The organism is Nonlabens sp. (assembly GCF_047636915.1).
Classification (GTDB): Bacteria; Bacteroidota; Bacteroidia; order Flavobacteriales; family Flavobacteriaceae; genus Nonlabens.
On the sequence record NZ_JBLIGN010000004.1, the window covers coordinates 1 to 14955 of the forward strand.

At 37.2% G+C, this 14955-nt stretch carries 15 protein-coding genes; 9 read left to right on the forward strand and 6 right to left on the reverse strand.

The annotated features are described in order from the left end of the window. Window positions 1-509 (reverse strand): 2-oxoglutarate dehydrogenase E1 subunit family protein (locus ACJAT0_RS01220; protein ID WP_415180186.1); only part of this gene is annotated, 509 nt, incomplete at its 3' end. Window positions 510-624: 115 nt separating this feature from the next. Between ACJAT0_RS01220 and ACJAT0_RS01225 the strand changes: the two genes are divergently transcribed. After that, a complete protein-coding gene (locus tag ACJAT0_RS01225) occupies window positions 625-1152 on the forward strand; it encodes an alpha-ketoglutarate decarboxylase (RefSeq protein WP_374003321.1) in 528 nt (175 codons plus the stop codon). A gap of 64 nt (window positions 1153-1216) precedes the next feature. Here the strand turns inward: ACJAT0_RS01225 and ACJAT0_RS01230 are convergent, their stop codons facing one another. Further along, window positions 1217-1522, reverse strand: coding sequence for a hypothetical protein (locus ACJAT0_RS01230; RefSeq protein WP_415180187.1), 306 nt, complete (start codon window positions 1520-1522; stop codon window positions 1217-1219). A gap of 352 nt (window positions 1523-1874) precedes the next feature. Here ACJAT0_RS01230 and ACJAT0_RS01235 point away from each other — a divergent pair, with 352 nt between their 5' ends. From ACJAT0_RS01235 to ACJAT0_RS01245, 3 genes are read left to right on the forward strand one after another with little or no spacing between them, the layout of a single operon-like run. Next, a complete protein-coding gene (locus tag ACJAT0_RS01235; RefSeq protein WP_415180188.1) occupies window positions 1875-2630 on the forward strand; it encodes a class I SAM-dependent methyltransferase in 756 nt (251 codons plus the stop codon). A gap of 10 nt (window positions 2631-2640) precedes the next feature. Beyond that, the gene (locus tag ACJAT0_RS01240; protein ID WP_415180189.1) at window positions 2641-5097 is read left to right on the forward strand and encodes a ligase-associated DNA damage response DEXH box helicase; all 2457 of its coding nucleotides are present in this window, start codon (window positions 2641-2643) and stop codon (window positions 5095-5097) included. Window positions 5098-5147: 50 nt separating this feature from the next. Then, window positions 5148-6689 carry a T9SS type A sorting domain-containing protein gene (locus ACJAT0_RS01245; RefSeq protein ID WP_415180190.1) on the forward strand — a complete coding sequence of 514 codons (1542 nt, stop codon included), beginning with the start codon at window positions 5148-5150 and terminating at the stop codon, window positions 6687-6689. A gap of 378 nt (window positions 6690-7067) precedes the next feature. On the opposite strand, the gene hflX is transcribed toward ACJAT0_RS01245, so the two are convergent. After that, a complete protein-coding gene (gene hflX, locus ACJAT0_RS01250; protein WP_415180191.1) occupies window positions 7068-8282 on the reverse strand; it encodes a GTPase HflX in 1215 nt (404 codons plus the stop codon). A 290-nt stretch (window positions 8283-8572) separates the two neighbouring features. Next, window positions 8573-9034, reverse strand: a complete 462-nt coding sequence (locus ACJAT0_RS01255; protein ID WP_415180192.1) for a hypothetical protein — start codon at window positions 9032-9034, stop codon at window positions 8573-8575. Window positions 9035-9184: 150 nt separating this feature from the next. Between ACJAT0_RS01255 and ACJAT0_RS01260 the strand changes: the two genes are divergently transcribed. After that, on the forward strand, window positions 9185-10108 hold the full coding sequence (locus ACJAT0_RS01260; RefSeq protein ID WP_415180193.1) for a histone deacetylase: 924 nt from the start codon (window positions 9185-9187) through the stop codon (window positions 10106-10108). 49 nt (window positions 10109-10157) lie between these two features. Here the strand turns inward: ACJAT0_RS01260 and ACJAT0_RS01265 are convergent, their stop codons facing one another. Then, window positions 10158-10589, reverse strand: a complete 432-nt coding sequence (locus ACJAT0_RS01265; RefSeq protein ID WP_415180194.1) for a hypothetical protein — start codon at window positions 10587-10589, stop codon at window positions 10158-10160. Between the two features lie 195 nt (window positions 10590-10784). Between ACJAT0_RS01265 and ACJAT0_RS01270 the strand changes: the two genes are divergently transcribed. From ACJAT0_RS01270 to ACJAT0_RS01285, 4 genes are all read left to right on the forward strand, one after another. Continuing rightward, on the forward strand, window positions 10785-12056 hold the full coding sequence (locus ACJAT0_RS01270) for a cystathionine gamma-synthase family protein (protein ID WP_415180195.1): 1272 nt from the start codon (window positions 10785-10787) through the stop codon (window positions 12054-12056). Between the two features lie 291 nt (window positions 12057-12347). Beyond that, a complete protein-coding gene (locus ACJAT0_RS01275) occupies window positions 12348-12899 on the forward strand; it encodes a hypothetical protein (RefSeq protein WP_415180196.1) in 552 nt (183 codons plus the stop codon). A 159-nt stretch (window positions 12900-13058) separates the two neighbouring features. Beyond that, window positions 13059-13280: a hypothetical protein gene (locus ACJAT0_RS01280; RefSeq protein ID WP_415180197.1), complete on the forward strand. Its 222-nt coding sequence runs from the start codon at window positions 13059-13061 to the stop codon at window positions 13278-13280. After that, entirely contained in the window at window positions 13273-13935 is a 663-nt protein-coding gene (locus ACJAT0_RS01285; protein ID WP_374003333.1) for an ATP-binding cassette domain-containing protein, read from the forward strand. Before ACJAT0_RS01280 ends, ACJAT0_RS01285 begins: the two co-directional genes overlap by 8 nt. A gap of 270 nt (window positions 13936-14205) precedes the next feature. Here ACJAT0_RS01285 and ACJAT0_RS01290 read toward each other — a convergent pair whose 3' ends face one another. Continuing rightward, the gene (locus ACJAT0_RS01290; RefSeq protein ID WP_415180198.1) at window positions 14206-14946 is read right to left on the reverse strand and encodes a hypothetical protein; all 741 of its coding nucleotides are present in this window, start codon (window positions 14944-14946) and stop codon (window positions 14206-14208) included. Window positions 14947-14955: the final 9 nt, after the last annotated feature.

A 14955-nucleotide genomic window follows, 5' to 3' on the forward strand; every position in this document is an offset into this window, starting at 1 on the left:
TTGGTATGCAACCAGTTTTGAATCCATTTGATCTCATTTGGCTTGCGTATGTACATGTACTCCACACCTATACTCTCACAATAAACCTTATTAAGGTGAGCTACAATTTTCCTAAGACTAGTTTTCCCTAAACTTATAAGTCCTCCAGAATCAAAGGAAGTATCTAAATCTGAGTCAGAAAGACCAAAATTAACTAAGTCCAACTTAGGCTCATAATTACGACGTTCCCTTACTGGATTTGTTTTAGTGAACAAATGACCTCTTGATCTATAGGCGTCAATTAATTTTACAACTTGAAATTCTTTTTGTAAATTTTCTGAAACAACAACAGGAGCTCCTGCATGCTCCACAACGAGATCACCCTCGTGAGCGCTCTCCATTCCAAAGTCAAATCCCTGAAAAAAGGCACGCCAGGAAGGCTCTACCTGATCTGGATTAATTAAATATTCATCGTAAAGTTGTGCGAAGTGGGCAGTGTGTGCTGCATTTAGAAATGAAAACTTGTCCATATACGGAAGGAAATTTATCCTTTTTAACAATTGTAATAGCAAAAATAAAGAAATGCGCGGTCATGACACAAGGTTTTGTATATTTATATCGGTATAAATTGTTATCCCATCCATTATGAAAACTTATTCTTTAAACCATATAGTTCTTTTATTTTTATGCGTTTTCTTCTGTTTTCTATCTTATGGTCAGCAAAAAGAGTCTGGTTTTTGGGATCGGATGAGATACGGTGGCAACTTAGGAGGTAACTTTAGCACTAATTTCTCTTCCGTTCTTGTTGCCCCACAAGCTATTTATCAAGTGAATGATTTGGTAGGTATAGGAGCTGGATTAAATTACAGCTACTCAGAAAGAGACCTCAATAGATCTGATGACTTTAAATCCACGATTGCTGGCAGCAGTTTGATCGCTATTGCACAACCTTTAGACTTCCTTCAAATAAGTGCTGATTTTGAGTACCTCCATGTAAACAGAAACTTTGCCGACTCTAGTTTAGACAATACCTATTGGGTACCGGCTTTGTTCCTAGGGGCAGGTTATGGACAAGGAAATTTTGTAATAGGCGCCAGATATGATGTGCTCTTTAGTGAAAGACGCAGTGTTTATCAAAACGGGATACAACCGTTTATCAGGGTGTTGTTTTAGATGCTTGTTCTATGTCGCTTTCGCGAAAGCGACATACAGCACAGCATAGAAATCACATGGTAGATTACTGCCGCAACCTAAATTGAATTTTTGCCCATTCTCTCATGACAAAAGCGAGTATGATTCCTTGCTCTAATTTTTTTTCTGACACATCTGCCAGATAATAAAGTTGCTGTAATCTAGGATCGCTATGTTCTATCGCCTCGTTTAATATAGAAAACAGTGCTGCTATAAACTCTTGCGGATTGTTCTCATCAACAGACTCAAAACCTGATCGCAACAAATCTTTGTTGACTTGGCTTTTGTACACCATAAAAACATGATGCTTTGCTTCTAGCTTGTCTTGTAATACCGTAAGTTTTTCTGACATTTGTGCAATTAAGTTTTCAAATTTAAAAGTTTGCTAACATAAGTCTATGGTTTTATTTACTAATCTTGATTTTAAATAGGCTTCCACTTTCGCGAAAGCGTGATTAATTGACACATCATTTAATACTAAAAGTATTTGCACATCAACATATCTCGATAACTGAGTAGTAAAACACATCACTTTTGCAATTGAAGATTTTTATAAACAAATATTCGGATTTAAAGGGAACTAAAAAAGAAAACTACAATTCTTTTCTAGAATTTTACACCCGCTTGAAAGAGAACCCTTGATGCCGAGGATAAAATAATTAGAAGATAACTAAGTGGTTCCTTTTAAACAAATAAGAAAGAATATGAAAACATTTAAAAATACAATTTACTTACTGTTAATTTCCTTAATACTATCCATTACTGCCGGTTGCAAAGGACATCAACAATCATCTCCAACTATTCAAAAAAATGGAAATAGTGACCGCCTTTATACATTTAAATCAGGGAGTTATAATGGCATAGGAAAATGGTATTTAGGTCGAGAGATTGCACATGTAATGGGTTTTCAAGGAATGGAATGGCTGGAACGTCCCGAGCGTGAAAAAGAAGAAAACACAGCGGCACTTCTTAAAAATATGAATATTAAACCAGACGATGTTATCGCTGATATCGGTGCTGGGTCTGGATATCACGTATTTAAAATAGCCGCACAAATTCAAGAAGGAAAAGTCTATGCTGTTGACATACAACCTGAAATGCTTGACGCTATAAAAATTAAAAAAGAAAAACTAGGGATTGAAAACATGGAACTTATTAAAGGGCAAGAGCAGTCTGCTAATTTACCTGAAAATATCATTGATAAAATTCTAATGGTAGACGTGTATCACGAATTTAAATATCCAGTATCAATGATAAGATCCATGTCTATGGCTTTGAAAAAAAATGGGGAAATATATCTTCTCGAGTACCGACTAGAAGACCCCAAAATCCCTATAAAGACCATCCATAAAATGAACGAATCGCAAGCGGTTAAGGAGTTTGAAGCAAACGGTTTTAAACTCAAACAAAATATCGATAATTTACCGTGGCAGCATTGTATGGTATTTGTAAAACAGTAATAATTTATAATTGAATAAAAATCAACTATTCCATATCGCCGAAGATTATTTTCACCAACAGGGTTGGACGGCTTTTCCATTCCAGAAACAGACTTGGGATGCTTTTATTTCAGGTAAAAATGGTTTGCTTAACGCGCCTACAGGAAGTGGGAAAACTTACGCACTTTGGGTGGCGATAGTTCTTATGTACATCAAGTCAAATCCCGATTATAAAACCAAAAATAAAAAAGGCCTAAAAGCCATCTGGATCACACCTTTGCGATCACTTTCTCAAGAAATCGCACAGACTTCGCAAAAGTTTGTAGACGGAATAGGGTTGCCATTTACCGTAGGAATACGCTCTGGAGACACCACCACAAAAGAAAGAGCCGCGCAAAAAAAATCCATGCCCGATCTTTTGATCACCACTCCAGAGAGTTTGCATTTGTTGCTCGCCACAAAAGATCATGTAAAATTATTTCAAGATTGCAACGCCATTATAATTGATGAATGGCACGAGCTTTTAGGTACAAAACGAGGCGTTCAAATGGAACTGGGACTTTCCCGACTGGCTGGAATTAATAAGAACTTGCGCATTTGGGGAATCAGCGCGACTATAGGGAATCTCGAGCAAGCCAGACAAGTATTATTAGGGGTAGATTCTCCTCGCTTTTGCGAAAGCGTGCTCATCAAAGCAAATCTAAAAAAGGAAATAGAAGTGCGATCTATCATACCAGAAAGCATGGATAAATTTCCATGGCGGGGACATTTGGGATTGCACCTGTTAGACGATGTTGTGAAAATCATAAATGACAGCAGGTCCACATTGATTTTTACCAATACAAGAGCACAATGTGAATTGTGGTTTCAAGCGCTGATGCACAAACATCCAGAATTTGCTGGTGAAGTCGCGATGCATCATGGTTCCATTAATAAAGAAACACGTATTTGGGTAGAGAATGCGATTAGAAGCGAGTCGTTAAGAGCTTGCGTTTGCACCTCGTCACTTGATCTAGGAGTAGATTTTGCTCCTGTAGAAACCATTATTCAAATAGGCAGTCCCAAAGGTGTTGCCAGATTTTTACAGCGTGCAGGAAGGTCTGGTCACCAACCTGGGGAGACTTCTGTTATTTACTTTTTGCCTACTCACGCACTAGAATTAATTGAAGCCAGCGCTTTACAAAAAGCAGTGGCTACTCAAGCGGTAGAAGATCGTTTGCCGTATTTAAATTGTTATGACGTACTTATTCAGTACTTGTGTACGCTAGCGGTTTCTGGCGGTTTTTATCCCAAAGAAATTTATCCCGAGGTAAAAGCTACTTTTTGCTATCAAGAATTAACCTATGAAGAATTTGAATGGTGCTTGAAATTCATCGTTTATGGCAGTTCTTCCTTAACTTCTTATGACGAGTATAAAAAGGTTTCTATAGATGAAAATGGCCGGTATTTTATAGAGGACCGCGGTATTGCGATGCGACACCGTTTGCAAATGGGAACCATAGTTACGGGTACTGATATCACTGTAAAATATGTCACTGGCGGTTACATAGGTTCTATTGAAGAGTATTTCATCAGCCAGCTGTCGCGGGGCGATGTGTTTGTTTTTGCAGGAAGGACTTTAGAATTTGTACGTCTTAAAGGAATGATTGCGCAGGTGCGCAACTCTTCCAGAAAAAAAGGCAAGGTAACCAGCTGGATGGGAAGCCGCATGCCGCTTACCTCTCAATTAGGTGAGTTGCTGCGTGAAGAAATGCAAAACTTCCAGTCTGGCAAAAAACGAACGCCTGAAGTAAAAGCTTTAAAAGACATTATCGCGAGACAACAGCAAGAAAGTATCGTGCCTCAAAATCATGAGTTTTTAATAGAGACGTTCAAAACCAGAGAAGGCTACCATGCGGTATTTTATCCGTTTGAAGGAAGGTTGGTGCACATGGCTATGGCTGGACTGATCGCTTACCGCATTAGTTTATTGCAGCCTATAAGTTTCTCACTGGCCTATAACGATTATGGTTTTGAGATTTTAAGCGATCAAGAATTTGACATGCAAAATGTGCTGGACAACAACCTCATCACTGCAGACATGATTCTGGAAGATCTAGAAGCTAGTGTCAATGCCACAGAGCTCGCCAAAAGAAAATTTAGAGATATTGCCGTCATCGCAGGACTTGTTTTTACTGGTTATCCTAATAAAGCTATAAAAGTGAAACACCTTCAAAGCAGCAGTCAGTTATTATTTGAGGTCTTTAGAGATAATGAACCGGACAACCTGCTTTTTAGACAGGCCTATACAGAAACCTACGAACAAGAAATAGAAGAATACCGATTGCGAGAGGCTTTTGAACGTATTGAAAATCAAACTATCGTCTGGAAGTCTTGTAAACAACCTACACCTTTCTCATTTCCTATCATCACCGACCGCTTGCGTGAAAAATTAAGCAGTGAAAAGCTTGCCGATCGCATCAAAAGGATGCAATTGATGTGGGAATAATAGATACTGCCATAATTTAGATTCCGTAGATTTGTAAAAAAAAATACGTCATGCTTATACATTATAATATCATGAAGTTGCTATTTACCTTATTATTTGCGGCGGTTGCAACTGCTCAGAATTATGATACAGTAAACTTCCAAAACACCACAGGACGACAAAATATTGATTATAATAATGAGATGCAAAAAGGAATGCGTGTTTTAAAAAGAACTGACGGATCCCTTATTGTAGCCGGTCGTACCGGATCCAGCTCAAATATTATGAATGACTTTTTGCTTATTTGTGTCCATCAAGATGGTACGAGATGTTCTGATTTTGGAATGAACGGTGTTCAAGATGATTCCGGTTTTTTCACTTCTGCTATATATGACTATGCGATCCAAAATGACGACAAAATTATTATATCGTCTAATTTTAATAGTGATTTAAATGTGATACGTTTGAATAGTGATGGCAGCAGGGATGTTACCTACGGCAACAATGGAATAGTAACGATACCAGCTCCTTCAGACGCGATGGGTTCTGCTGGAAATGGAAAAATTTTTACTTTAAATAATGATAAAGTTATCGCAGTGTGGAACTACAGCTTTTCAACTTCTCCCTATCGATACAAAACTGCCGTCTATAAAATAGACACGGCAGGTGTTCTAGATAACTCCTTTGGTACATCTGGCATGCTCAGTTTAAATTACGGTGGCTTCTCCAGCTTTTGCAATGATCTATTTCAATCAGGAACATCTCTACATTTACTTTCGGGAGGTATTCCTAGCGCTGGAACAGGTAGAGTAACACATTTACAAAAAATAGACTTAAACGGAATACCTGATAGCACTTTTGGTGGGAATAGTATTCTTGAAATCTCAAATGTTAATTTGAGTGCTGCAATCGATATCAAAGGCTCGACCATCGCTCTTTGTGGTTTAGGTTTAACTGTGGGACTGTTCGATAGTACAGGCAGCCCTATTTCATCATTTGGTACCACAGGAATCCAATTTTTTGATATCACAAACGCGCAAGATTCTGGGCGAGATATAATCATACAGCCTGATGGTAAATTATTAGTTTTATTTAAAGGAAGAATAGGAACCGTAGGAGAAGATGGGTTATTAATGCGTTTACTTGCTGATGGCACTTTAGACACTAATTTTAATGATGCTACTAGTAGCACTCCACCCGGAGTTTTCTCAATGAGAATAGGAGGGAATAACACACAAGATGACATGTTATTAACAGCCGACGGAACGTTATTTGTTACAGGATATGCTAACTTTTTTAACCCTACTGGGTTTGATATAATGATTAGTAAATTACTAGTTCTAGATGCTGCTTTGAGCACAACGGACGTATTAAGAAATAAAATTAGGATCTATCCCAATCCCGTAAATGACCTATTACATTATGAAAGTATGGAGGACATTAGTAAAATCAACGTGTTCGACTTGACCGGTAGAAAATTACTTACTTCTATTCCTAATCAACAACAATTTATAGATCTAACTTCCTTAGACCTTAAAAATGGTTTATTTATAGTCCAATTCGAAACCTTAAATGGCCTTACTGCTATGAGGTTTTTAAAATCTAATTTATAAGTTTGCTATCTCTGTATGGAGGTAGACAGCCATTTTGGTAACGTCTCCTTTATCTTCTGATGCCTCATATTGATCAAATGCTAAAATAACAACGGGCGAATGGAGAGGTTATCGATAATGCCATGCCTCTAACGGCATCCAATAGCCTTTTTTTAAGCATTATGGTTCATGATACGATAATAAATTTATCGAAATACTTATTGCCGCGTTGCCACTCGAACAGACATAAAAGGCACCGACATTCTGTACTGATAAATAAGTATCTTTACCTTAATAGCCAAATTTCCTGGTCTTCTAGAACGACAAAATCGTTTCCCTTAGGGCAGACGCAAGTCTTGCCTTGAGGGAAACGATAGGAATCGTGTATTAAACTGAAATTTACTCTTCTTCCTCCACATACTCTGGATACAGAAACGAATTATAAGGAAAACGCTTTACATGAATATCGCGTACTTTATCATACACTTTCTTACGGAAGTCCTCCATATTTTCTTTCTCTGTAGCAGAGATAAAAATAACGTTTTCTCCCATTTTGGACATCCAAGTCTCTCGCCATTCTTCTAAGGAATAGTGAGCAGAAGTACGCTCTTCAATTAAGTCAGTTTCATCATAATCTTGCGCTTGATACGCATCTATTTTATTAAAAACCATGATCATGGGCTTATCTGTCGCATCGATCTCTCCTAAAATCCTATTGACAGAAGCAATATGATCTTCAAAAGACTCATGAGATATATCTACCACGTGAAGCAACAAGTCAGACTCGCGTACTTCATCCAGTGTAGATTTAAAGGACTCAATGAGTTGAGTAGGTAACTTTCTAATGAATCCTACCGTATCGGTCAGTAAGAAAGGCATATTGCGTATCACCACTTTGCGCACGGTAGTATCTAGTGTTGCAAATAATTTATTCTCTGCAAATACCTCACTTTTTGCAACTACATTCATCAAAGTACTTTTACCAACATTCGTATAGCCAACTAATGCTACACGAACTAATGCACCACGATTGCCGCGTTGTGTAGACATTTGTTTATCGATAGTAAGCAACTTTTTCCTTAGCAAATTAATGCGATCACGCACGATACGCCTGTCCGTCTCGATTTCTGTTTCTCCAGGACCACGCATTCCTATACCCCCTTTTTGTCGTTCCAAGTGTGTCCATAATCCTACTAATCGAGGTAATAAATACTCATATTGAGCAAGTTCTACTTGAGTTCGTGCATAACTAGTTTGTGCCCGTTGTGCAAAAATATCAAGAATCAGATAAGTTCTATCTATGATTTTTGCCTCGAGTATCTTTTCAATATTTTTTTGCTGTGAAGGAGAAAGTTCATCATCAAAAATGATGGTTCCTATATCATGTGATTGAACATATGCAGCAATTTCTTCCATCTTTCCTTTTCCTACAAATGTCTTAGGATTGGGTTTCTGCATTTTTTGATGGAACCTTTTACTAATGGTGGCGCCTGCGGTATAAGCTAGAAACTCCAACTCATCCATATATTCATTAAGCTTCTCTTCGTTTTGTTGTTGGGTGATAACACCGACGAGAATTGCCTTTTCGTATTCGTGATTTTCTATTTCTAACATAAAAGTTTTTAGAGACTGTCTATAGTAACAAAGATACTTTTTTCCCTTTAAGCACCGTATTAATTAGTAAGAGCTTGTGAAAAGGCAAAATTAGTTGCCAGTCACAAATTCAGCGTTTATTTTTAGTCCGTGTATAAGCTCAAGGAATTAAAATCGCGAGACGAATTGTAATTCCCCGAAGGCGATCATGTGGATTGCTTTGCGCTCCACATTGCTGACAAAAAACCCTAAACGAAAAATCAACTCGCAAAAAAAATACGACGCGATTTTTATACGACACTACTAACTATTTATTTTCTCAAAAGCTCCTGTGCCATCTCAATAGCCTTTAATGTTTGTTCTTTAAGATCCTTAATTTCTTTTACTTCTTGTTCTAAAAGAGGTAGTTTCTTATCCATAGCTTCTTTAGTTTCTGGAGTAGGGTCGCCATAAGGAAATTTCTCAGAATAGTCTTGCATCCAAGACATCATAGCGTCGTGTGATGCCTTAAGGTATTCGGCGGCTGTACTTATTTCTTTTATATACGCTTCTTTAGATATGAATTCTGGTTCATTAGCGGTTAATTCACCTCTCAATTCCATCAATTCACCCATTTTAGGCATGATCTCATCGTGCACTTGCATAGCTTCAGTTTTTAAAGTGGTGTACGTTTCTATTTGAAAAGTTAATGCTACTTCTGCTGCTGTAGGCTGGTTTTTACAAGCGGCTAAAGCGATGAGCGCTATTGCTGCGATGCACAAATTCTTTTTCATGATTCCAATTTACATACAAAGATAAACGACAGAAAGAAATGCCGATTCATTAATCAGAGATAAGTTTCTTTATATTGTAATTAGAAGAGTCCTTCTAAGACTTATTTTTGGATGTCTATTGTCATCTGTATTTTTAAAATCTAAATTATAGTGCTCCCCATTGCCTTCCATCCTATTTATCAGCATCCATTGCCTGAAGGACATCGTTTCCCGATGCTCAAATATGAATTGCTACCACAACAATTACTGCATGAAGGGACCGCAGTCCATTCTGACTTTTTTGAACCCAGCAAACTATGTGATGATCGGGATATTTTAAGAGTCCATACTTATCAATATTTTCAAGAATTAAAAGATCTTTCTCTAGATAAAAGAGCAGCAAGAAAACTTGGCTTTCCGCTTAGTGAACAGTTGGTAAAGAGAGAATTACGCATCGCTCAAGGAACCATTGAAGCTTGTTTAAAAGCCTTTGATCACAGGATTGCCATGAACATTGCTGGCGGCACACATCATGCTTACACCGATCATGGAGAAGCATTTTGTTTGCTCAATGATCAGGCTATAGCAGCGAGATATCTACAACATCATGGTCTTGCTGAAAAGATTTTGATTGTTGATCTAGATGTACATCAGGGAAATGGAACAGCTGAAATTTTCCAAAATAACGACAGTGTTTTCACCTTTTCTATGCACGGGGCTGGAAATTATCCATTTAAAAAGGAGCAGTCTGATCTGGACATCGCAGTTCCTGACGGCTCTGGAGATGAGTACTACTTGAGCACACTCAGAAATACCTTGCCTGATTTAATAGCTCAGGAAAAGCCTGATTTTATTTTCTATTTGTGTGGAGTAGACGTTCTGGAGAGTGACAAACTAGGGAAACTCAGTATGACTCTTAATGGCTGTAGAGAACGAGATCGTTATGCCTTGTCCGCTTTTGCGAAAGCGAAATCAAAAAACAACTCTTTCTTACCTATCCAATGCAGCATGGGTGGCGGGTATTCTCCAGAAATTAAAACAATTATAGAGGCGCATGCCAATACGTTTAGAATGGCGCGATCTATTTTTGACTAAAAAACTATACTGCTAAAAGATACAGCTAGTGTTTATTATCTATTCCATTTTACCTCAACCAACGCTTTTGTTGCACACTGCGTGCAAATAACCACAAAAGAACGGAGCAAATAGGAACCGCAATCATAAAGAAATGATCTAAGCCACCGGTCATGCTCCAAGCATCCACAGTTACTTCATAAACACGGCATACAATAACTGCGATTAGCGAGAGTAAAGCCAGCAAAACAGCTTGTCTTTTTTTTAATAGTAAAGCGATACAGGAAAAAAGACCTGCAAACACAGCTACACCAGACGCCCAAGAATACCAGCTGGGAAAACTACTATAGAATGCAACCTGTGCTGCGGTGTACCCTTCTAAAAGCGCTTCACTGCTTGCTATCATTTCTGTAGACCAAAATCCTACTCCGATGAGATTCCAAAAGATAAAAAATAGTGCAACGATCCAAAACCAAACTTTAGGTTGAGTAGAATAAGGCATATTGTTTTTTGTTTAACTGTTCGGCTCGGAAGTTACTAAAAAGTTAATTAATACTAGTAAAGGTCAGGCAAAAGCAAAACTGCCACCCGTCTAATGGTGGAAAAGCGACCGATTGCAGTGTTGATAAGATTAGCTTTCGAAATCGATTGAATCCTCAAAAAAAATTAAATTGCAACATACTAAACAGCTGTAATTATGAGCAACCGATCTATGAAACCAGAAAGCCTGATGATGTCTTATGGGTATCAACCAGAATTGTCTGAAGGATCTATCAAATGTCCTATATTTTTAACTTCGACCTTCGTTTTTAAAAATGCCGAAGAAGGGAAAGCCTTTTTTGAGCTGGCCTATGGAAAAAGAGAGCCACTTCCCGAAGAAGAAATGGGACTGATCTACAGTCGCATCAACAATCCAAATCTGGAGATTCTTGAAAAGAGGTTGCGACTTTGGGATCATGCAGATGATTGTGCCGTATTTGAAAGCGGTATGAGTGCGATTTCTACCGTGCTTTTAGAGTTTTTAAAACCCGGAGATTTATTGTTATATAGTTCCCCTACCTATGGTGGAACAGATCACTTTATCAACCATTTTCTTCCTAAAATAGGAGTTCATACGGTAGGTTTTACCTCAGAAATGGCAGAAGAAGAAGTTTACAATGTCGTACAGAATTCTGGACATGCCGGCAGACTTACACATGCACATATTGAAACACCAGCAAACCCTACCAATGCACTTATCGATATACAAATGGTGCGGCGTGTAGTAGATCGTTTTCAAACAGAAGAGAAAGTAACGGTTGCAGTAGATAATACCTACATGGGACCTTTATGGCAGCATCCTTTAAAACATGGTGCTGATTTAGTCCTGTACAGTGCTACAAAATATATAGGTGGACACAGTGATCTAATAGCTGGAGCTGTTCTTGGAAATACAGAATTGATGGTGCGTGTAAAAACCTTGCGTACCTTTTTAGGTAACATGGCTTCTCCCCATACGGGCTGGATGCTGCTGCGTAGTCTTGAAACCTTGAAAATAAGAATGGAAGCCATGCAAGCCAACGCCATGCAAGTTGCTAATTTCTTAAAAGATCACGATAAAGTAGCTCAAATAAAATACCTAGGACTTATTCAAGAAGGAACCCGCAATTATGAGATTTATAAACAACAATGTTCTGGTCCTGGAGCAATGGTTAGTTTTTGTATTAAAGGTGGCGAAAAAGAAGCTTTTAAGTTTTTGAATTCGCTTCAATTAATAAAACTCGCTGTAAGCTTAGGTGGCACTGAAAGTCTTGCAGAGCACCCTAAGAGCATGACGCATGCTGGTGTAGACGAACACCACCTAGAAAACATAGGTGTGACTGACGCTTTAGTGCGTCTTTCTATAGGAGTAGAAAATTATGAAGATTTGATATGGGACGTTTCACAAGCGCTAGATCAAGTTGCTGTTATTCAGAAAGAATTAGTTTAGTTCCTTTAAACTTTTAGAATAAAGAAAGTTAGAAGATCAAATTATCTTCTAGCTTTCTTTATCGTCGGTCTTTGTTCCTTTCCTTGCCACCTATTTAATCAATTTCAAAATGATTGATCATAAACATGAATTATATTTTCTTTAGATCAAATAGAAAATTTAAGCATAGCGAGATCTATAGTTCTATTTTACATTAAAATAAAAAGGGAATAGCATCTAATTTATTTAGTTGTTTTGAGATTCATTAAGTATAATTTATGCGAACTTTGCAAAAGCATTGTTACACCCATTATGAACACAAGATTCCCTTTTATTTTATTATTTCTATGTGTTGCTTTTTTAAGTAATGCACAAGAACAACTCGTTACCGCAGAACTTGCTTTAACTGATCCTTGTAAGCTTCTAATAAGTAAAAAATTGGATTTTTTAATCGACGGAAGTTTTCAAGATGAGGCTTCTTTAAGAAAAGAAATCGCTAGATTGAAAGAGTGTGGTCTAGATGATTTTGATGTGCAATTTTTTGGCCGCATGGAGTCCATGTCTGCTATATTGCGTAAGATGACCAAAGAAAAGCAACTAGAGCAAATGACTTTTGAACATCTATTTGTAGAAATAAAGAAAATGAAAGCAACCAGTAGTTTTACAGAAGTTAAAAAGATCACATTGCTATCAGAAACGCTTGCTACTCGCAAAGGGAATTTAAAAAAATGGAATCGAGATGTTACTATTTTTCAAGAATTAGGCGCTTCCAGAAATGTCATCGCACAAGTATTTGAATATTTAGAATCCCATCCAGAAAACACTAAAACATATCAAGAGATTCTAGAGTCTTTGAAGAAATAGAACTGTTGAAAATAATAGATCATTGGTTTTTGCGTTAGTTACTGGAACTAACTTTAAAAGAACCGATAACTGCACATGTGGTACTATAAGATAAATCTCTGGTTGACATCGCGTATCTTTTTCTATAATTGCTGTTTTTCATTTTTAAGTCTTGCCAGAGTGTCAGAAACGAGCGATCTATATTCTACCGTGGCTATATTTCTAACAGCTGGCTTTATAATTGGAACAATAGCGCAAAGACTTCTCCACAAACCAGAAGAATATGCTTTTCAAAACTTAGGAATTTCTAAGCTACAACAGTATTCGTTTGCTTATGTACTACATATTGCGATGGCGCTTATAGCCTCTTTCTTCATCTGGATCATAGTAAAGTATGTCTAGACTTCATATCCATATCCATACGTATCAAGTAGGTCACTTCAAAAAAATGACTTTACTGGATAACATTGACCTAAGTATTGAGGAAGGGGAAATCATCGGTATAATGGGTAGAAATGGATGCGGAAAATCTTCCTTGATGAATGTGATCTTCGGAAAGTTCAAAGCAAATGCTATCGCTCACTTTGACGGAAAAGCTATACAATTGCGAGATCATTTAAAACACCAGCTTGTTACTTATTTACCTCAAGATCCTTTTATGATCGATTCGGGAACCGTGGTAGATGCGGTGCAAATGTGGTATCCAGATCCTGAAGATCAAGATAAAATTTTATACGAACCGCTTATCCACAAAGTGCATGACGTAAAGGTAAGAGCTCTATCTATGGGTGAACGCAGGTTTTTAGAATTCCTGCTCGTTATTCATTCCGCCAGACCATTTATTTTACTAGATGAGCCTTTTTCTATGCTGGCACCTTTACAAATAGAACGTGTAAAAGAAATTATTACTACTGTAAAACCATACAAAGGAATTATAATGAGTGATCATTACTATGAAAACGTACTCCACATGGCCGATTCTTGTTTTGTTTTAAAAGATTCTATTTTGATTGCTATAAACGATTATGAAGATTTAAGAGCAAATCTTTATATGTGATATGAATTGAAACAATTTGTTCATCACCTTTTAGTTCTAACAAAGAACTTAATAATTATAAGCACCTCGATGCTAGATGATCATCCATGTAATACAGGCCTACACTTTTACCTGAGAAGAGACAAGTTAAAAAAATGATTGCCAAAATGCCAACAAGCGTTTGAACTTATTCCCGTGTTTGATCAAGACATATACAACGATCATTATTAGTAAGACTGCTGATATATTAACTGTCAAACTGATTCCTTCTTAAAACGTAAAATTTCATCTCTAGCTGTTATTCAAGGTAATAGTATCACTCAGTTTTTTCACTTCTGTAAAAGTAGTTCTATGAAGTTTTATGTTAGGCTTACTCATATAATTGAACTCTGAGAGAAGTTCACTCACGAGCTCTTTTGCTTCTTCTCGTTTTTCACGTTCTAAAAGAAATTGAGCTAGAACCAACCGTTCTTGGTAATTAGAATATCTTACATCTAAAGCTCGTAGGTTTTTCTCCGCATTATTAAGTTTACCTAATGCTTTGTAAGACAAGCCAAGGTAAAACACAACTTTTGAAGCCCTTAACTCTGAATTTGCTTTCAGGGCGTTTGCCACCTCAACAACTTTTTCATAGTTTTTCATTTGGTAATAAGTAATTACCATCTGTTCTTGAACATACGCATCATTCTTATGTGCGCCATCTAAAACAGTTTGATAGTTATCTAATGCATTTTGATACTCCTCTTTATTAAAATACGCGTCTGCTAGTGCTACGCGATTTGAAAAAGTATCAGCAAATTTTACTTTTTCATTTAAGTCATTTATTCTTTTAGAGGGATTCATTGCTGTAGTGATTTCTTCACCTATAACTAAGGCCTCTTTATTATTAAAGACTTTCATAAATAGATAGATCAAAGAACCTAATACTGGAAGAAGAAATATAATGGCGTACCAATAGATTTCACTTCTATTCTTGTAGGCATGATAGCAGCAAAAAACTTGCAATACGACAGTAAGGTAATAATAGAGCATAGGTAATTC